The 18,971-nt window shown below is 41.8% G+C and carries 16 protein-coding genes; 8 read left to right on the top strand and 8 right to left on the bottom strand.

Features of this window, described 5'->3' with window-relative positions; genetic code table 11:
- Positions 1-26: 26 nt before the first annotated feature.
- On the bottom strand, positions 27-2,372 hold the full coding sequence (metL, locus tag PSH50_RS09635; protein WP_273586625.1) for a bifunctional aspartate kinase/homoserine dehydrogenase II: 2,346 nt from the start codon (positions 2,370-2,372) through the stop codon (positions 27-29).
- Positions 2,373-2,378: 6 nt separating this feature from the next.
- The gene (gene metB / locus PSH50_RS09640) at positions 2,379-3,626 is read right to left on the bottom strand and encodes a cystathionine gamma-synthase (RefSeq protein WP_273586624.1); all 1,248 of its coding nucleotides are present in this window, start codon (positions 3,624-3,626) and stop codon (positions 2,379-2,381) included.
- Between the two features lie 268 nt (positions 3,627-3,894).
- Between metB and metJ the strand changes: the two genes are divergently transcribed.
- Complete coding sequence (gene metJ, locus PSH50_RS09645; protein WP_004589341.1) at positions 3,895-4,215, top strand: met regulon transcriptional regulator MetJ; 321 nt, start codon at positions 3,895-3,897, stop codon at positions 4,213-4,215.
- A gap of 61 nt (positions 4,216-4,276) precedes the next feature.
- On the opposite strand, the gene PSH50_RS09650 is transcribed toward metJ, so the two are convergent.
- Together PSH50_RS09650 and rpmE are read right to left on the bottom strand one after the other, a co-directional pair.
- On the bottom strand, positions 4,277-5,518 hold the full coding sequence (locus PSH50_RS09650) for a malic enzyme-like NAD(P)-binding protein (RefSeq protein WP_029771819.1): 1,242 nt from the start codon (positions 5,516-5,518) through the stop codon (positions 4,277-4,279).
- A gap of 520 nt (positions 5,519-6,038) precedes the next feature.
- Positions 6,039-6,254, bottom strand: coding sequence for a 50S ribosomal protein L31 (gene rpmE, locus PSH50_RS09655; RefSeq protein ID WP_004589339.1), 216 nt, complete (start codon positions 6,252-6,254; stop codon positions 6,039-6,041).
- Between the two features lie 232 nt (positions 6,255-6,486).
- Between rpmE and priA the strand changes: the two genes are divergently transcribed.
- From priA to PSH50_RS09680, 5 genes are all read left to right on the top strand, one after another.
- Complete coding sequence (gene priA, locus PSH50_RS09660; protein ID WP_273586623.1) at positions 6,487-8,673, top strand: primosomal protein N'; 2,187 nt, start codon at positions 6,487-6,489, stop codon at positions 8,671-8,673.
- A gap of 11 nt (positions 8,674-8,684) precedes the next feature.
- Positions 8,685-9,212, top strand: coding sequence for an SPOR domain-containing protein (locus tag PSH50_RS09665; RefSeq protein WP_273586622.1), 528 nt, complete (start codon positions 8,685-8,687; stop codon positions 9,210-9,212).
- Between the two features lie 79 nt (positions 9,213-9,291).
- Positions 9,292-9,810 carry an ATP-dependent protease subunit HslV gene (gene hslV / locus PSH50_RS09670; protein ID WP_004589336.1) on the top strand — a complete coding sequence of 173 codons (519 nt, stop codon included), beginning with the start codon at positions 9,292-9,294 and terminating at the stop codon, positions 9,808-9,810.
- 11 nt (positions 9,811-9,821) lie between these two features.
- A complete protein-coding gene (hslU, locus tag PSH50_RS09675) occupies positions 9,822-11,150 on the top strand; it encodes an HslU--HslV peptidase ATPase subunit (RefSeq protein WP_121636881.1) in 1,329 nt (442 codons plus the stop codon).
- A gap of 62 nt (positions 11,151-11,212) precedes the next feature.
- Positions 11,213-11,587, top strand: coding sequence for a gamma-butyrobetaine hydroxylase-like domain-containing protein (locus PSH50_RS09680; RefSeq protein ID WP_273586621.1), 375 nt, complete (start codon positions 11,213-11,215; stop codon positions 11,585-11,587).
- 31 nt (positions 11,588-11,618) lie between these two features.
- On the opposite strand, the gene PSH50_RS09685 is transcribed toward PSH50_RS09680, so the two are convergent.
- The 3 genes from PSH50_RS09685 to PSH50_RS09695 all read right to left on the bottom strand — a co-directional run bounded on the left by PSH50_RS09685 (position 11,619) and on the right by PSH50_RS09695 (position 15,162).
- Positions 11,619-13,499 (bottom strand): methyl-accepting chemotaxis protein, encoded by a 1,881-nt coding sequence (locus tag PSH50_RS09685; RefSeq protein ID WP_273586620.1) that lies wholly within the window; start codon positions 13,497-13,499, stop codon positions 11,619-11,621.
- Positions 13,500-13,588: 89 nt separating this feature from the next.
- Entirely contained in the window at positions 13,589-14,626 is a 1,038-nt protein-coding gene (locus PSH50_RS09690) for an MJ1255/VC2487 family glycosyltransferase (RefSeq protein WP_273586619.1), read from the bottom strand.
- Positions 14,623-15,162, bottom strand: a complete 540-nt coding sequence (locus PSH50_RS09695; RefSeq protein ID WP_024031314.1) for a phosphatase PAP2 family protein — start codon at positions 15,160-15,162, stop codon at positions 14,623-14,625. The genes PSH50_RS09690 and PSH50_RS09695 overlap by 4 nt, the downstream gene beginning before the upstream one ends.
- Positions 15,163-15,364: 202 nt before the next feature.
- Between PSH50_RS09695 and rraA the strand changes: the two genes are divergently transcribed.
- Entirely contained in the window at positions 15,365-15,862 is a 498-nt protein-coding gene (rraA, locus tag PSH50_RS09700) for a ribonuclease E activity regulator RraA (protein WP_004589330.1), read from the top strand.
- 76 nt (positions 15,863-15,938) lie between these two features.
- Positions 15,939-16,985 (top strand): formimidoylglutamase, encoded by a 1,047-nt coding sequence (locus tag PSH50_RS09705; RefSeq protein ID WP_273586618.1) that lies wholly within the window; start codon positions 15,939-15,941, stop codon positions 16,983-16,985.
- Positions 16,986-17,187: 202 nt separating this feature from the next.
- Here the strand turns inward: PSH50_RS09705 and PSH50_RS09710 are convergent, their stop codons facing one another.
- Positions 17,188-18,852, bottom strand: coding sequence for a GGDEF domain-containing phosphodiesterase (locus PSH50_RS09710; protein WP_273609605.1), 1,665 nt, complete (start codon positions 18,850-18,852; stop codon positions 17,188-17,190).
- Positions 18,853-18,971 lie beyond the last annotated feature (119 nt).

The raw sequence follows: 18,971 nt of genomic DNA on the forward strand, positions 1-18,971 counted from the left end.
CGTTTTACTATTAATATTTGCCTGCGCTATTTTAGGTTTTTAACTAACCAATATAAATCAGAGTGCACTCCCGCGGCGGTCACTTCTTTGCCTGCCCCAGGGCCTTGTATTACTAAGGCGTTTTCGTTGTACCACTGGCTATTAATAACAAAGATATTATCGCCAGGTGTTAAGTTAGCTAAGGCGTCCCCTTTAGGCGCGTAAGTTATACCTACCTTCGCCGATACTTTACCCTGCTCTAATGCCAATAAACCGGTATACCTAAGTACAGCATCTTGAGCATTTGCCGCATCGGCATGGTGTTTAATAAACGCATTTAGCTTATCTTTATTCGCTAAAAAGTCACCCCATGAACCTTGGGCTAACTCATCAGGCATTAATGCTTGTAAGCTTATATCATCTAAATCTAATTCAATGCCAAGCTCGCGCGCAAGTATCAGCAATTTACGTTGCATATCCCGGCCCGATAAATCCTCGCGAGGATCAGGCTCTGTAAAGCCCATTTTTTGCGCTTCAAGAACAAGGTCAGAAAATGCCACACTGCCATCGTACTTACTGCATAGCCACGAGAGTGTCCCCGAGAAAACACCTTCAATACGCGTAATTTTATCGCCACTATTTTGTAAATCGGCCAACGCAAAGTTAATCGGCAACCCTGCCCCAACACTGGTGTTGTAGCGCCAATGCAAATTACGCTCGCTAATACTTTGGCGCAGCGCGTTATACCAACTAGATGCAGCAGTGCCCGCGTACTTGTTAGCACTTATTAAATGGCAGTCTCGCTCTACAAAGTCGGTGTATAATTGGCTAAATTGCTCGCTTGCCGTTATATCAACAACAACTTTGTGCTCGTAATCAAGTTCGTTTAATGCACTTAATAAATCCGCCTGCTCATAAGCAACGGCATTATGCTGCCATTGTTTTTTCCACTGTCCGAGTGTAATACCCGAGGCATTAAATAGCATATGTTGCGAGCGAATTAACCCAACTAGCTTAATACTATAATCGCCCGACAAACGCTTAAATTGAGCATCTAGCTGGCTTAAAAATTCATCGCCTACATTACCTAAGCCAGCCACAACCAGAGCAACTTCTTGGCCTTTATTAATTAATTTTTCGTGCAATAAACTAAGTACATCGCTTTCTATTAACTGATCCGTTAACAGCAATGTATAGCCTGTATCTTGATGAATAAAACGAGGGTGAATACTTTGCTGATTTAAAACCTCAGCCGCTAATGTACTTAGCGTATAAACATCTTGCGTAGGCGCAACCACCGCGCAGCCATTTAAATTAGACTCGCTTATATTTGCTCGCCCAGCGAAATAACTCACTACTTGATGCGTTGCACCCGCGGGCACAACTAAGTATGTATCGCCGTTGTGTATAAAATGATGAAGGCTGTGCTGGATAAGCTGGCTAACATGCGCCACTTCACCCGCGTTAAGGCCTTCAACGAGCAGTAAATCAACGTTTTGTAATGTAGTAATAAAACGTTTTTGCTTAGCTTTGCCTTGTTTTACAATATCGGTAGGAGCAGTTTGCACATCAAAACTACTACGTACAGCCAGTTTAATATTACTGTTTTTTAAAGGCGAAAGCGTTTTAGCATGTAACACAGGGTTACCCAATCGAGCTAATAAGTTAGCTTGTTCACGGCACACCTTGTTGTACTTAATCGCCTTTTCAACTTTACGTGGGTCGGCACTAAATACCCCTGGCGTATCAGTCCAAATACATACATTTTGTGCGTCGCAATAATTGGCTAATAAGGTGGCGCTGTAATCACTGCCATTGCGCCCAAGCGTAACTGTTTTACCATCAGCACTTGCTGCGATAAACCCTGTTACTACGTTAATTTTATTTGCATCAATAACTTGCCTGCATTGCTGTTTGTTTTGCGCATGCAAAAGCTCCCCGCTTGTTACACTAAACAGCGCTCTAGCATCATGAGCACACGCTTGAATGTTTAATTGCGTTAAATAGGCTGCCAATAATCGCGCAGACCACAGCTCACCATGCGCCAGTAAGGCCGCCTCTTGCAACTGCTGCTTGCTGGCTTGCTCCGCTACATCACTTAGCTCTTGCGCTAACACAGCTAAAGCCGTGTGTTTAGCATCGGCTTTTAATAACTCTTCAATTAATGCCGTTTGGTGATTACTCAATTGCAGCAAAATATCAGCAACGGCTTGCTTATCTTGTTGTTGATAACTTTGCCACAGCGAAACCAATGTATCGGTGGTTTTACCCGCAGCAGATACAACCACGCAATCGCCAGGCTGTGTGTGGCCAATAATTATTTTTGCCACACTTTGATAGCGCTCGCCCGAGCTTAAGCTCGAGCCGCCAAATTTATGTACACTTTTTACCATACTCAATCACCACAAAGCTGGATGAGCAGCCTGCTGCTTTACATCACCATTGGCATTGCCTGCAGCTTTACCAACACGCCCTACATTTTTATTTTGCCCAGGTTTCACTAAGTTAAATACACGCTCAAAATCAGCAAGTAGGTCTTCTACATCTTCAATACCGACCGAAATACGAATTAGCGTATCGCCCACACCCGCCTCTAAACGTGCTTGAGCGTCCATACCTGCGTGAGTCATGGTCGCAGGATGACAAATTAAACTCTCAACCCCACCTAACGATTCTGCTAAGCTAAATTCTTTAAGGCTTGTTAAAAACGCCGCGGCATCATTCACATCGCCTTTAATATCAAAACTAACCATACCACCAAACCCAAGCTGTTGGGCTTTAGCAAGCGCATGTTGAGGATGCGATTCAAGGCCTGGGTAGTAAACTTGGCTAACATACTCAGAGCTTTCTAAGTATTTAGCAATTGCCAGGGCATTTTCTTGGTGCTGTTTTAAACGCACATTTAAAGTACGTAAACCACGTAACGTTAAATAGCTATCAAATGGTGCGCCGGTAATACCAATGTTATTGGCCCACCAAGCAAGCTCATCACCAAGCTCTTGTGTAGCAGCAACAACTGCACCGCCTACAACATCAGAATGGCCGTTTATATATTTAGTGGTTGAGTGCACAACAATATCTACGCCAAACTTAATTGGGTTTTGTAATGCCGGTGATAAAAAGGTGTTATCGGCGGCCACTAATGCACCGCACTGTTTTGCTATATCCGTCACGGCTTTAATATCCGTTAGGCGCAGCACAGGGTTACTTGGTGTTTCTATCCAAATTAATTTAGGTTTAATGGTTAAAATTTGTTTTAGGCTTTCTGGTTTAGTTAAATCAAGCACTTTAAGTTTAAGCAAGCCGCGCTTTTCTAACGACGTAAATAAACGGTAGCTGCCGCCATAACAATCGTGAGGAATAACCAATGTATCATCGTTATTTAATAACTGTGTGGCTAAGTGCACTGCTGCCATGCCCGTAGCAGTAATAATTCCGCGTGCGCCACCTTCAAGTTCTGCTAGAGTGTCAGCTAAAATATCGCGATTAGGATTACCACTGCGTCCATAGTCGTATGCGCGCTTAGTATCAAAATCGGCAAACGAATAAGTCGTCGATAAATAAATTGGCGGTACAACGGCGCCATGATGTTTATCGGCATCAACCCCATTTCGAACAGCAATGGTTGCTTTGTTTTTTTCGCTCATATTCGTCACCTGATTAATTTGGATGTTTAGACGTCTAAAAGAGTAAGTTATCCATTATAATAAGTCAAAGCTTTTAAAGCTCTAGATGGCTAAAAATAACAGACGCGTAAAACTTCAAGAAAGCTGTATTTACTATTACAGCCAGCTTATTAAGATAGATTGCTATCTATTATTTGACTATCTTTTTTAAAACGATAGAATTTCACGCATATTTACACGCTTTTTACGCCGTGTGAGAAATTAATAATCTGAGGCAACGATACATCTTATGGCTAAATGGAATGGTGAGTATATTCACCCATACGCAGAACACGGGAAAAAATCAGAGCAAGTTAAAAAGATCACCGTTTCGATCCCGCTAAATGTATTAAAAGTATTAACTGATGAGCGTACACGTCGTCAAATAAACAACCTGCGTCATGCAACAAATAGCGAGTTACTATGCGAAGCGTTTTTGCATGCCTTTACAGGCCAGCCATTACCTAATGATGATGACCTACGTAAAGATAACGCAGAAAAAGTACCTGAAGAAGTTAAAAAAATAATGCAAGAAATGGGTTTAGAAGTGCCTATTTTAGACGAAGAATAAAACGTCTTTTTAAACAAAAAAACCTCAGCATGCTGAGGTTTTTTTGTTTAAGCGCTATATATTACGCCATATAATTTTCCGGTAAGTCAATTTGTGCTACGCCCGATTCAACAGCAGCAATAGCAACCGCCTTGGCTATACGTGGTAATAAACGCGGGTCCATCGGTTTAGGAATAATGTAATCTGCACCAAATTCGAGCTTTTCTACACCCGCTGCTTTTAATACTTGCTCAGGCACTGGCTCTTTAGCAATACTACGAATAGCTTCAACAGCGGCTATTTTCATTTCATCGTTAATTGCGCTTGCACGTACATCAAGTGCACCACGGAAAATAAACGGGAAACATAAAACATTATTAACTTGGTTAGGGAAATCAGAACGCCCCGTTGCCATAATTAAGTCTTTACGAGCACTGTGCGCAAGCTCAGGTGCAATTTCAGGATCTGGGTTTGAACATGCAAACACCACTGGCTTATCGGCCATTAGTTTTAGATCTTCAGGTGCAAGTAAGTTAGGACCCGATACACCTACAAACACATCAGCATCAGCAATTACATCTTGTAGAGTACGTTTATCTGTATTGTTAGCAAAAAGCTGTTTGTATTCGTTTAAGTCATCGCGGCGAGTATGAATTACCCCTTTGCGGTCTAGCATATAAATATGTTCGCGCAGTGCACCACACTTAATTAACAGCTCCATACAAGCAACCGCTGCAGCGCCAGCACCTAAACATACAATAATGGCATCTTCTATTGATTTGCCCTGCACTTCTAAGGCGTTAAGCATACCTGCCGCAGTTACAATAGCGGTACCGTGTTGGTCATCATGAAAAACCGGAATACTGCAACGCTCAATAAGTGCTTTTTCAATTTCAAAACACTCTGGCGCTTTAATATCTTCTAAGTTAATGCCACCAAACGTATCGGCAATATTAGCCACTGTATTTATAAAGTCTTCGGTGGTGCGATGCTTAACTTCAATATCAATAGAATCTAGGCCAGCAAAACGTTTAAATAAAAGCGCTTTACCTTCCATAACAGGTTTAGAGGCTAATGGCCCTAAATTACCCAAACCTAAAATTGCCGTACCATTACTGATCACCGCAACCATATTACCTTTACCGGTATATTTATATGCATTGGCTGGGTCTGCTGCAATTTCGCGCACAGGCTCTGCAACACCAGGGCTGTATGCTAATGCTAAATCTTGCACCGTTTCGGCTGGTTTTGTTAGCTCAATGCTGATTTTGCCTGGAACGGGGTGAGAGTGGTAGTGTAATGCTTGTTCACGAAAATCTGACATAACGCGATGGTATCCTGCAATTTAAGTTAAGTGAGAGGGAGTATGGGGCTAAGATACTCTTATTATTTTTAAATTCCAAGCAATATCAGGTCTATCCTGTTATATGCTATATCCGTTAATTTTAAGTGATTTATCAGCAACTTCGCTAAAAGTTATCAATATTAAACAAATAAAAATTCATTCAAAAAGTGCTTTTTCAGGTTCATTTTGCCCTGCCAGTATTTTTGTAAAATAGCAGAATAGTAAAATAGTAAAATGCACCAATATGGCGCGTTTATCACCGTTAAAAACAAATATCGCCACGATAAGCACTTTTAGCAGCTTGGTTAAAAATTAACGTATAAAAAATATAGAGAAGAATTGTGAGTTTGTCTGCAAAGGTTTATGCATATTCAGAATAAGAACAGGAAATAGTTATGCACACGTAGTACGGCAACAATCGGTGATTTTTTAGTAAAAATGATGAATTTTAGGCACAAAAAAAGCACCCGAAGGTGCTTTTTTTACTAAACAGCAATAATTACTTCTTGCTGCTAAGTGCACCGAAGCGCTTGTTGAAGCGATCAACACGGCCGCCAGTGTCTAAAATCTTTTGCTTACCAGTGTAAAACGGGTGACACGCAGAACATACGTCTAAGTGAATGTCTTTACAAAGAGTAGAACGAGTTTCGAATTTGTTTCCGCATGAACATGTTGCAGAAATTGCTTCGTACTTAGGGTGAATACCTTCTTTCATAGGAACCTCTAGTTAAGGCCGCATCGCTCTCCAAACCCGAAGTCTGGCACCATACGTCGTTAAAACAAATTTATAGGCCGCGGATTTTATCCAACTAGCTTGCCCCGCACAAGCTTTAATTACGCTTTTTGCCAAAAAAGTAACCAACCAGCGCTACCACATCCATTTGTATGTAGGTTTTTAGCCTTATTTTTAGTACATTAAGCTATTACCCTTTATCACATGAGTTGTTATGCGTTTTGTTGAAGTTGCTATTAAAGTTCCGTTACCACGCACCTTTGATTATAAAATAGATGAACAACTCATCTCGCCCTCGGCGCCTATTATGCCAGGGATGCGTGTTTTAGTGCCTTTTGGCAATCAAAAGAAAGTAGCGGTTGTTCTTGCACTTAAAACGCATACCGACGTACCAGATAACAAAATTAAAGCGGTTACTGAGGTTATTGACCAAACCCCTATTTTATCATCACAGCATTTAGAACTGCTTAGCTTTACTGCACGCTATTATTGCTACCCGCTCGGCGAAACCATACACATTGCGCTGCCAGGTGCGCTTCGCCAAGGTGAAAACCCAGATAAAACCAGCATTAACATGGTTAGCCTTACCGAAAAAGGCGCAAAGGTTCCATCGTTAAAAGCGAAAACTCAGTTAAATTTACTAAAGCAACTCGCGCAATCGGGTAAGTCGTCGGTAACCGAGCTAAAAGCGCTCGGCTTTAGTAAAAAAACAATAGATGCCCTAATAGATAAAGAGCTTATAACCCAAAGCATTGAGCATGATAATCAATGGCAAAGCGTTGCGCCCACAGTCGGCACTAAGCCAGTACTTAATAAAGAGCAAGCCGTAGCGTGCACTACAATAAATCAAAGTGTTGGCTTTAAGAGCTTTTTATTAGAAGGTGTGACAGGCAGTGGTAAAACCGAAGTGTATTTACAATGCCTAGAAGAAGTCCTTAAACGTGGCGAGCAAGCCTTAGTATTGGTGCCTGAAATAGGCTTAACGCCACAAACTGTTAACCGATTTCGTCGTCGCTTTCCCGATACGCCAATTATGCTATGGCACTCTGCCCTAACCGATAACGAACGCTTGCAAACATGGCGTTTTTGCGAAAAAGGCAGCTGCGCAATTGTAATAGGTACCCGTTCGAGTATTTTTCTACCTTTTTTAAAGTTAGGAATGATAGTGGTTGATGAAGAGCATGACTCTTCATTTAAACAGCAGGATACCTTACGCTACCACGCACGCGATTTAGCCGCTTATCGGGCATTTCAGCACAAAATACCGCTTATTTTAGGCAGTGCCACCCCTGCGCTCGAAACACTGTACAAAGCTATAAACAACAAATACCAACTTTTAAGCCTTACAGAGCGCGCACAAACTGCGACCGATAATCAGTTTATGTTGCTCGATATGAAAGGCCAGCCTGACCAAGCGGGTATTGCACACGCAAGTCTTGCCACTATGCGCCAACATTTAAACCGTGGTAAGCAAGTTATGGTGTTTTTAAATCGTCGTGGCTTTTCTCCTACGCTAATTTGTCACGAATGCGGCTGGCTGAGTGAGTGTAATCGCTGCAGCACCAGCGCAACCTTTCATAAAGCCATTGGCCAAATGATTTGCCACCACTGTGGTGAGCAACACCCAGTACCTCACCAGTGTCCTGATTGCGGTAGCACACAAATTTTTCCAAACGGTAAAGGCACCGAACAAATTGAAGAATTTTTATCGAGTGAATTCCCCGATACACCCGTAACCCGCATCGACCGCGATTCAACCCGCCGTAAAGGGAGCCTAGAAAAAGCCTTAGAGGAGATAAACCAAGGCGGGGCGCGTATTTTAGTGGGCACACAAATGTTGGCTAAAGGTCATCATTTTGCCGATGTTAGCTTAGTGCTTATATTAGATGTAGATAGCGGCTTGTACTCGTGCGATTTTAGAGCCACAGAGCATTTAGCCCAGCTGGTAACTCAAGTTGCTGGGCGCGCGGGTCGCTCTGGTGAGCCAGGCCAAGTATTACTGCAAACTCACTTTCCTGAACACCCTTTATTACAAGACTTAGTAAATAATGGCTACCAAGATTTTGCCCGCTTTGCTTTAAGTGAGCGTGATGATGCCGACCTTCCACCCATTACTAATATGGCTATAGTTAGAGCACAAGGGCACAGTATTAAGCTCGTTGTCGATTTTTTGACGGATTTGGTTCCTGTTAACAGTGTATCTGGTATACAATTGCTCGGTCCAATTCCTGCCCCACTAGAAAGAGTGGCGGGTATGTACCGGTTTCAATTGCATATTCAAGCGCAAGACCGCAAAGTATTGCATCAGTATCTTGCGCAAATGGTCGACTATTTAAGCACCAGCAAACTTGCACAAAAAGTGCGCTGGAGTCTTGATGTTGACCCTATAGACATGATTTAGGTTAAAGCCAAATGGCACAGCACGATTATATTAATAAAAAACCAGCGGGTAGAAAAAACACCAAGCAAGCCCCTGCTAAAAAACCATTTCCTATACTTTTAGTTGTTATTACTGTTTTGCTTGTAGGCGGCTTTGCTTACGGCTTATGGTTTATTAAAAATAACGCCGACCCTGAGCTTGTTGAGCAGCAGGCGCACCCTAAAACAGCTGAAAAAGTAGAATTAGCTAAACCTCGCGCTCCTAAGTTCATTGAAGAAATTAAAGAGCACGAGATCCAAGTTGAAGTAAGAGAAATTGAGCAAAAAGGCCCCTATGTTATGCAGTGTGGGTCGTTTAGAACACACGCACAAGCCGAAACCCTCAAAGCTAAAATTGCCTTTGCGGGCTTAATTTCTGAAATTAAAAAGACCACAGGTACTAATGGTGTTTGGTATAAAGTGCGTTTAGGCCCTTATAAAACAAAGCGCCAAGCCGAAAGCGACAAAAACAAACTCAAACGAGTGCATGTTGTTAGCTGCGGAATTTGGGGCTGGACTTGAAATTAGTCCATTCACCCATATAACCTCATCATAATCGTTTTTTACAAGCTGCCCCCGCAGTTTGATGATGAGGAATAACATGACCACTATCGTAAGTGTACGCCGCGACAATAAAGTAGTAATTGGTGGCGACGGCCAAGTTTCACTTGGTAATACCGTAATGAAGGGCAACGCCCGTAAAGTTCGACGCCTTTATAATGGCAAAGTAATTGCTGGTTTTGCCGGCGGTACTGCTGATGCCTTTACCCTTTTCGAACGCTTTGAAAGCAAACTAGAAATGCACCAAGGTAACCTCACTAAAGCCGCTGTAGAAATGGCCAAAGACTGGCGTAGCGACAGAGCTTTACGCAAGCTTGAGGCACTCCTTGCGGTTGCAGATGAAACTGCTTCACTAATTATCACCGGCAATGGTGATGTAGTGCAGCCAGAAAACGATTTAATAGCCATTGGTAGCGGTGGTAACTTTGCTCAATCAGCAGCCACTGCCCTATTAGAAAACACCGATTTAAGCGCTCGCGATATCGTAGAAAAAAGCCTGACCATTGCTGGCAACATCTGTGTATTTACCAACAACTTCCAAACAATCGAAGAATTATAATAGGACCCATTATGTCTGCTATGACCCCAAGAGAAATTGTACACGAGTTAGATCAGCATATTATTGGTCAAGCTAATGCTAAAAAAGCCGTGGCTATTGCCCTGCGTAATCGCTGGCGCCGTATGCAACTAAACGATGACTTACGCAGCGAAGTAACCCCTAAAAACATTTTAATGATTGGCCCAACCGGTGTCGGTAAAACTGAAATTGCCCGCCGTTTAGCTAAACTCGCTAATGCGCCTTTTATTAAAGTAGAGGCGACTAAATTTACTGAAGTGGGTTATGTTGGTAAAGAAGTAGAGACTATCATTCGCGATTTAGTTGATGTATCAATTAAAATGACCCGCGAGCAACAAACTAAAAAGTTTAAACACCGCGCAGAAGAAGCAGCAGAAGAGCGTATTTTAGATGCACTTTTACCACCGGCTAAAGATCAATACGGTGAAACACAGCGCGATGACAACTCATCTACTCGTCAAACATTCCGTAAAAAATTACGCGAAGGTCAGCTTGATGATAAAGAAATAGAAATAGATCTAGCGCAAGCACAGCCAAATGTAGAGATTATGGCGCCTCCTGGTATGGAAGATATGACCAACCAGTTGCAAAGCATGTTCCAAAACATGGGTGGCGACAAACGTACTAAGCGTAAGTTAAAAATTAAAGAAGCCTTTAAGTTATTAACCGAAGAAGAAGCCGCTAAATTAGTTAACCCTGAAGAGCTAAAAGAGCAGGCTATTTTTGCAGTAGAGCAAAACGGCATTGTGTTTATTGATGAAATAGACAAAATTTGTAAGCGTGGCGATTCGTCAGGCCCTGATGTTAGCCGTGAAGGTGTACAACGCGACCTACTTCCACTAATTGAAGGCTCAACCGTTAATACTAAGCACGGTATGGTGAAAACCGACCACATGCTATTTATTGCATCAGGTGCGTTCCAAATGGCTAAACCATCAGACATGATCCCTGAGCTACAAGGTCGTTTACCTATTCGTGTAGAGCTTGAAGCACTAAGTGCTAATGACTTTAAACGAATTCTTACCGAGCCACATGCTTCACTTACTGAGCAGCAACGTGAATTGCTTAAAACTGAGCAAGTAAATGTTGAGTTTAGCGATGATGCAATAGAGCGCATTGCTAAAGCCGCTTGGCAGGTTAACGAGAAAACCGAAAACATTGGTGCTCGTCGCTTACATACGGTAATGGAAAAGCTAATGGAAGAAATTTCATACGATGCATCTGAACAAGCAGGCTCTACCCTTACTATTGATGCCGCTTATGTAGAAAAACATTTAGGCGCATTAGTTGAAGATGAAGATTTAAGCCGCTTTATTTTATAAGGTAGGCAAAAATACTATACTAAAAGCCTCCATATTGGGGGCTTTTTAATGGGATATATAAAATGAAACACGTAACAAAAGTGCATTATCATAGCGTGAGTAAAAACCTAGATGTTTACTTTGATGATGACAGTATGGCTGTATTTAGCTGCGAGTTTTTACGCGTTCACTCTCCCTCGGCCGAAGTGCAGGGGCATGGTGCAGAGCCAATGAGGTTGGTACTTAATAAACAGCATGTTGGTATAAAAAAGATTGTACCGGTGGGGCATTACGCACTGAGATTAGACTTTGATGATGGCCATAACAGCGGGCTATTTAGCTGGAGCTACTTTGAAACACTACAAGCGCAGCACGAAACCTTGTGGGCTAAATACCAAGCGCGTCTTGGCGAGCACGAAAAAAACAAAGATAGCGTACCAATAAAGTTTGTTCCCTAAACCTTATTGGCTTTTTAAACGCTACACTGTATTACACTTTAAACTTATCAATAGCCGCAAATAATACGCGCGCTTGTTCAGAGACTTCTTCACTGGTTTGCGCATTATTAACTGCATGCTCAGAGGCATCTTGGGCAATGTCTCTAATGCGTACTACATTTTTGTTCACCTCTGATGCCACCTGACTTTGCTCATCAATAGCAACGGCAATTTGAGTGCTCATTTCCATTATGGTTTGCACATCTTCGGTAATAGCGCCGAGTAAATCACCCGCTTTAATAGCTTGTGAAGCACTTTCATCACCTTGCGAGCGACATTGATGCATAATACTTACTACCTCTTGCGTGCGCTGCTGAAGCGTATTAATAATGCCTTCAATTTCACTGGTAGACTCTTGTGTACGTTGCGCAAGCGAGCGTACTTCATCCGCTACAACAGCAAAGCCTCGCCCTTGCTCACCAGCACGAGCGGCTTCTATCGCGGCATTCAATGCGAGTAAATTGGTTTGCTCTGCAATGCCTCTGATTACATCGAGCACTGAGCCTATGGTTTCACCGTCTTTTTCAAGTTGCGATACCACACTTGATGCGTTACCTAACGACGAAGATAAATCGCGTATCTGCTTAACCGTAGAGTCTACTTCATTTCGCCCTTGCTGCGCGCTTAAATTGGTTGACTCTGCTTTTTTAGCGGCAGCTTCGGTATTATGAGAAATATCTTGAATCGTTGCCTGCATTTGCGTAGCCGCAGTGGCAACCATATCCGCTTCGTGTAACTGCTCTTGCATGCCTGAACTTGTTGCAGAGGTACTTTCAGATAAGTGCTCTGTTGCCACATTTAACGTATTAAGCGCGGTATTCACTTCGTTTATGAGGTTTTTAAAATCGCCAATTAAACTATTAAAGTCCGACGTCATAATGGTAACTTCATCATTACCTGTTTGCTCTATCATTACGCTTAAGTCGTTATTACGGCGTATGTCGTTTATGGTGTGATATACCCGCTCAATAGGCACAATAATTGAGTGGCTAGTAAAGTACACCAGCGCCAACACTATAATGCCCGAAATAACAAATACAACGATGGCAATAAACTGCGCTTGGTCAACGCTTTTCTCTACTTCCAGCTTGGTTGACTCAACAATTTGACCAACAACCTGATTGCTTTTTTCTGCGTTAATACGCATAACGCCTAGTGCACCTGAGTCTAAATCGAGCCCTAACTGCGTTTGTGCCTTTACAAGATTTTGAAAAGCGCTTTGGTACGTATCTATTAAAGGGCTGATTTGCGACTTATAACTACTTTGTAAATCAGCTTGGGTAATTTTTTGTTTAAACGTACTAATAAGTTCGTTAAAGCGAGTTAAGTATTTTGCATCAAAGCGCAGCATAAAATCTTTCTCAGCGCGTCGCAGCTGTAGCATTGCCGATAAAAGCTCAAAGTTATCTTGCTCTTTTAATAGCACCTCAACTTCGTGCACTGCATTTCTGAGCTTGCCATATAACCCATCTTTAGGGTTTAAACCTATCTGTTGCTGTAACCTAACAACCTCTGAAAAATTGTTATTGTAGTTAGTAATAAGCGTATGAAAATGCTCAATTTGCGCTGTGGTAATGCCCTGCTGTTGCATTACCTCCTGCAGCTTTTTGATTTTAGTGCTTAGCTGTTTAAAATCCTTATCAAATGATGTAAGTGCTTCCTGCTGCTTGTAAAAAAGAAAGTTTTTTTCATGCTTTCTAAGCTCTAGTGCATGTACGTTGAGCTCTTCTGCAAGCTGAATTGTTTTATTCAGATTGAGTGTTACGCGTGACTCATAAATTATCACACACAACAAAATGACCATTGCCAGACCGACTACCACTGCATTAAGTTGCAAACGCCTTTTAATGGTTAAGTTTTGTAAAAAATTCATTGAAAACACCTATATTTAATATGCACTAATAGTGTAGTACGTTCTGGCGCTTTATATTGAACTTTTTATTAACTTTTTATACATATAACTCATGCTTTCAGATTAACATTCCCCCATAAATCTTTATGCAATGAGTGAGTGTCATGCCACTGTTTATTAAGTAGCCATTTAACCAAAGGGGCAGGATCACTGGGAAAATTAATTTGTTTGTTTTGCGGGGCACTATTCCAATCATCCAGCGCTTGCGGGTTTAAATAATTCATTACATGAGCCATTTTCATCGCCCGCAATGTTTGTGCATTTGCATCTTGTTCAAACTGACCATCGAGAGGTTTAAGTAATAATTTTTTCCCAAGCTTTAAGGCCTCACTTGCCAGCTCAAAGCCTGCATTACCAATTACGCCACTGGTATTTGCTAAGTCGTTTAAAAACCCCGCTCGTGAAGGAGTGCGCAAATGAATATGCCCGAGGGATTTATCCTGCGCATGCGGGTGGTAACAGTAAAACTCTTTTTCTGGGAAGTCCTTTAGATAATCAATAATGTTGTCGAGGTTCTCAAAGGGCAAATACACCAGCACTTTATTCATAACGGCGACAGGATTGCCATGGTCATGGTTTGCAATAAAGGGCGGTATAATATTATCTGCAAAGGGCTGCCAATGTACGCCTAAATAGGTGCTTGCTGGCGCGTAGTGCTTAATGAGAGATTTTCTAAATAAACCGCGGCCAAACATAGGCACACTATTAGATAAAAAAGCCGCTTGGTGACTAATACCAACTACAGGCACGCCTGCGCGCTTTGCAGCCCAAGCTGAAATAGGCTCAAAGTCATTTAAGACGAAATCGTATTTTTTTACATTAAATGATTTTATATCGTTAACTAACTTACACACTCGGGCATTTTTTAATGTTTGATAGCTTTTTACTTGGCCGTTTTTAGTGCTAAACGATAACCCCCGAAAGGTTTTGTAATCAGCAAATTCCTGCATATCAAAGTAGTCTTTTTCAGGGCGTCCTGAAAAAACGTAATCTACATCTATACCTAACTCTTTAAAACAACTTGCCATAACACGGGCGCGCGTAATGTGGCCATTACCTGTGCCTTGTATGCCGTATAATATCTTCATACAGGCACCACCAAAGCTAGCGCAAATAAACCACATGAACTGCCAATAACGGCGCCTATTATTATATCTGCCGGAAAATGTACGCCTAATACTACGCGAGAAACCGCCACCCCCGATGCCCAACTAAACCAAAGCCACGCATACTCTGCAAAAAAGTGACTCAATATTACCGCAACTAAAAATGCTGCTGCACTGTGTCCCGAAGGCAAACTAAATTTGTCACTAGGCACAATATACGCATTACTGACTAAGCAATCACAGGGGCGGATTCGGCCAAAGCTACGTTTTGCTAAAAAATAAATAGGCCTTTCAATTGCAAACCCCAGTAACACTGATATTGGCAATAACTGATGCTGCTCATTGGTACTTAGCCACCAAATAGCGCCACACATAAGTAAATATAAACCACCATTACCACTTTTAGATAAACCAAGTGCAGCCGTTTTCAGCCATTTGGGTGAATTATAATTAAACAGAGTTAAAAAGAGTTGTTCATCCATTTGAGCCATTTTTTTAAGCACGTTATTGTCGTTCATTATTTACCCTTATCTGCACAATATCTAACCATAGTTAAAGCTTAGTGGCAGAAAATAACAATTGAGTGACGCTTTTAAGACACTATTGTTGCCATTTCTAATTTCGGTATTTTTTGAATAAATTTACTGCTATTAAGTCGTTGTTATTGCATATAAGGAGGGTATACTGAGGGTAACTTATGTACCCTTTGAGGATAAAATAATGGATTACAGCACTTCTGACTTATGTGACTTTTTTGCCGATGTGGTTGACGTGCTTGAACCGATGTTCATCAACTTTGGTGGTCGACACACGTTTGGCGGCCGAATTAAAACGGTTAAATGTTTTGAAAATAATGAACTGATCCGTGAAATACTCTCACAAGACGGTACTGATCAAGTACTACTTATCGATGGTGGTGGCTCAACACGACGCGCCCTTATCGACATTGAACTTGCAGAGCTTGCGCTTGATAACAACTGGAACGGCATTATTGTATTTGGTGCTGTGCGTCATGTAGATGAGTTAGAAGAAATTGATTTAGGTATTCAAGCGATTGCATCAATTCCTGTGGCCGCCGACAGCGAAGGCGCTGGTGAAGATGGTATTGGCGTTAACTTTGCTGGTGTGTCGTTTTTTGATGATGATTTTATCTATGCAGATAGTACTGGCATTGTATTATCAGCAGAAGAACTTGAACTAGAAGTTATCGAAGAATAAAGTAACAAGCAGTGCTCAACAGAGCACTGCTTACGCCACCTGAATAATTTTTGCTGCTCAACACGGATTCAACACAGTGCACCCTACCTTAAAAGTGTATGATGAAAACGCCGTTAAACCCTACTGCTCCACACGCGTTAACGAAACAAAAACCTGGCAGTCTGTTGCCCTATTAGACACCCATGTAAATGTACAACAAGCCCTTAACGATGCAGCGCAATTTGGTATTCGCTACGTATTAATCGGTATATGTGAAGATATAGGCCCTCGCGCTAATTTAGGCAATGGCGGCTCACATCAAGCTTGGCCCGCTTTTTTACAATACTTTTTGAACCTACCAGTTAACCAGTTTAACGCGACCCAGCAGGTATTGCTGTTAGGCGAAATTGACGTTGATGATGTAATGGTGCAAGCGCAAGGCTTAAATAACCAGCATGCTGAAGAGCTGGCTCAACTACGTAAACTATGCGCATCAATAGATGAGCGAGTAGAGGCGGTAGTAACGCTTATATTTAATGCGGGCCTTGAGCCTATTATTATTGGTGGTGGGCACAATAATAGCTTTGGCATACTCAGTGCTTTAAGCAAACATAGTGGGGCTTCAGTTAACGCTATAAATTTTGATCCCCATGCAGATTTACGGCCTTGCGAAGGTCGCCACAGCGGCAATGGCTTTAGCTATGCCTTGAAGAAAAATGCATTGCAGCAATATCATATTATTGGCCTGCATGAGCAAAAAAATAACCAAGCCATTTTTGACTTAATCGCACAAAATCAATGTAGTTTTCACAGCTATCAAGCTATTAATATACGCCGAGAAATATCACTAACCGATGCCATACAGCACGCCTTAGCAGCGTTTAATAATGCGCCACTTGGTATTGAACTCGACTTAGACAGTATTTCATTTTTACCGGCCAGCGCGTATACATGCTGCGGCTTTAGCGTTAGTGATGCTGAGCATTATGTGTATTTAACAGCAAAACACAGCACAGCCCACTACCTACATTTGTGTGAAGCTGCACCGCTAAATCACCCAGCTGGGTTAACAGCAGGTATGCAAAGCTGTGGGCAAATTATTAGTGCATTAGTTAATGCCTACTTACATGCAAAAACGCGTTAATTGTAATTAGCTTAATTAACCGCTGTATTTTTAAGGCCGCCAAATTGCCTTACTGGCTTAGCTAAAAATGGTGAGTTAATTGAGCTTGCTATTGGCAGGTGTATAACTCACTTTTGCACGCTATACGCTCATAAGTGAGTAATTCTATCGCAGTGAATTGCTGAATTTCCCTTACAAAATAATTATTGCAGCTTGACAAAACTTATTGTGTTTGGTGAGCCTGCCACTGCTTTAGCCAACTCATTAAGCCAATGCTGCTTAACGGGTGGCCAAAATAATAACCTTGTGCTGCGTGCGCTTTTAAACTTTTTACAAACTTTAATTGGTCTAAGGTTTCAACGCCCTCAAAAATAACCTTGGTATTTTGTTGGTTATGCATTTCAACCATACCGCCTACTAGGCTGCGTATATTATTTTGATTGCTAAAATCTGCAGTAAGCGATGGCGCTACCTTAATGTATTCAACAGCTAGATTTGGCAGCTTAGAAAGAACAATGGGGTTATCGCCTAACCCATCAACGCATATTTTTAAGCCTATATTATTTAATCGGGCAATCATCGCACGGCCCTTATTATCTAAATCTGTGAATATATGCAGCGGGCATTCAACAATTAAATCTCCGTGCTGTAAGTTGTGCTCACTCACCACACTATCTACAAACTCAACAAACTCTTCGTTCAGCATTTCGGGGCCAAATAAGTTAATGCTCAGCGGAATAGCAATTCCCTCTATACGCAACGCCATGGCAAGCTCTGCGGCCCGCTCTATAACAAACTTAGCTAGTGGGTAAGCTAAACCCGCAATATGAATATCATCAATAAATCGGTGGGCAGATAAAATACCTTGTTGAGGGTGCTGCCAACGCAACAGAAGTTCTAAAAACTCAATTTGGCCGTCGTCATTGCGGATAATAGGCTGAAAATAAAGTTCAAGCTCGCTTACAAAATCAATATTAGCCAGCTCTTTTAAACGGGCTTGCTGCTCAAGTTGCTCAATCATCATTTGTTGATGGTACACAACCACTGCTTTTTTAGGCTGACTATCAAGGGCTAAGTATGCACACGATACTAAGTTATTAAAGTTAGCGTCTTGCTCATCGCAATTAACGTAACTCGCCCTTGCTTTTACCTCTACGGTACAGTTAGCGACGTTAAACGGCTTAAGTGTTGCGCCAATAATTTGCTCAATGATGTGCTCATGGCTATGTTTGTGCACGGCTAAGCTGCAAATAAAGGCAAAGTTAAGACCCCCTAAATGCGCCAACTTTTCTTGGCCACCTAAATCAATCACATTGTCGTTATTTAGTAAGTCTTTTATTCTGTTGGCCGATTGTGCCAACAACAAATCACCAAAATCTCTGCCTATGTGCTGATTAACTTGCTCAAACCCTTCTAAACGAACAATCACCAGTGCTGCTTCTAGCTGTTTTTCTTTACACCAGCTGTAATAGCCCTGGCGTAACTGCTGTTTATCTGCAAATGCAGCAAGAGGAGAGTCATCTTGGTACGGCTCAGGCTCATTAATGTTATGCGAATCTTCAACTTTGGGCTCTTCTTCCTCGCTCATTAGCCCTACAACCGCTAGCAGAATAATAGCCACCACCACCCAAAATAGGGGCACGTCCATGAGTAAATGCGCTGAAAACAACACCACAAATAGCAACCCTGAAACGGCGCTTGTGATAATCATGCTCCAACTATTACGCTCAAACGCTTGCCATAAATGAAAGCAAAAACCAAAAGCGAGCAATATTGCTAACCAAGCAGCACCGCTGCTTAAAATGGCTAAACCGACAGCGCCTGTACATAAGTAACTAAATTTAATACTGGTATTTTTAACCGCAAATAATGTAGCGACCATCGCCATTAACAGCGCGCCGCTAAAAAATATTGGAAAGTTACTGTCAGTCAAAATACTCAAGCTTACGCCACTCCATTAGCTATAAAATTTAATAAAAGCATGTTAAATATGGACAAAAATAATAC

Origin of the sequence: Pseudoalteromonas sp. Angola-7, from assembly GCF_028599255.1 — a bacterium.
GTDB lineage: Bacteria > Pseudomonadota > Gammaproteobacteria > Enterobacterales > Alteromonadaceae > Pseudoalteromonas > Pseudoalteromonas atlantica.

Coding starts and splice junctions, on each gene's coding strand:
- metL (WP_273586625.1), bottom strand. CDS start 2,372: ATGGTAAAAAGTGTACATAAATTTGGCGGCTCGAGCTTAAGCTCGGGC.
- metB (WP_273586624.1), bottom strand. CDS start 3,626: ATGAGCGAAAAAAACAAAGCAACCATTGCTGTTCGAAATGGGGTTGAT.
- metJ (WP_004589341.1), top strand. CDS start 3,895: ATGGCTAAATGGAATGGTGAGTATATTCACCCATACGCAGAACACGGG.
- PSH50_RS09650 (WP_029771819.1), bottom strand. CDS start 5,518: ATGTCAGATTTTCGTGAACAAGCATTACACTACCACTCTCACCCCGTT.
- rpmE (WP_004589339.1), bottom strand. CDS start 6,254: ATGAAAGAAGGTATTCACCCTAAGTACGAAGCAATTTCTGCAACATGT.
- priA (WP_273586623.1), top strand. CDS start 6,487: ATGCGTTTTGTTGAAGTTGCTATTAAAGTTCCGTTACCACGCACCTTT.
- PSH50_RS09665 (WP_273586622.1), top strand. CDS start 8,685: ATGGCACAGCACGATTATATTAATAAAAAACCAGCGGGTAGAAAAAAC.
- hslV (WP_004589336.1), top strand. CDS start 9,292: ATGACCACTATCGTAAGTGTACGCCGCGACAATAAAGTAGTAATTGGT.
- hslU (WP_121636881.1), top strand. CDS start 9,822: ATGTCTGCTATGACCCCAAGAGAAATTGTACACGAGTTAGATCAGCAT.
- PSH50_RS09680 (WP_273586621.1), top strand. CDS start 11,213: ATGAAACACGTAACAAAAGTGCATTATCATAGCGTGAGTAAAAACCTA.
- PSH50_RS09685 (WP_273586620.1), bottom strand. CDS start 13,499: ATGAATTTTTTACAAAACTTAACCATTAAAAGGCGTTTGCAACTTAAT.
- PSH50_RS09690 (WP_273586619.1), bottom strand. CDS start 14,626: ATGAAGATATTATACGGCATACAAGGCACAGGTAATGGCCACATTACG.
- PSH50_RS09695 (WP_024031314.1), bottom strand. CDS start 15,162: ATGAACGACAATAACGTGCTTAAAAAAATGGCTCAAATGGATGAACAA.
- rraA (WP_004589330.1), top strand. CDS start 15,365: ATGGATTACAGCACTTCTGACTTATGTGACTTTTTTGCCGATGTGGTT.
- PSH50_RS09710 (WP_273609605.1), bottom strand. CDS start 18,852: ATGGCGATGGTCGCTACATTATTTGCGGTTAAAAATACCAGTATTAAA.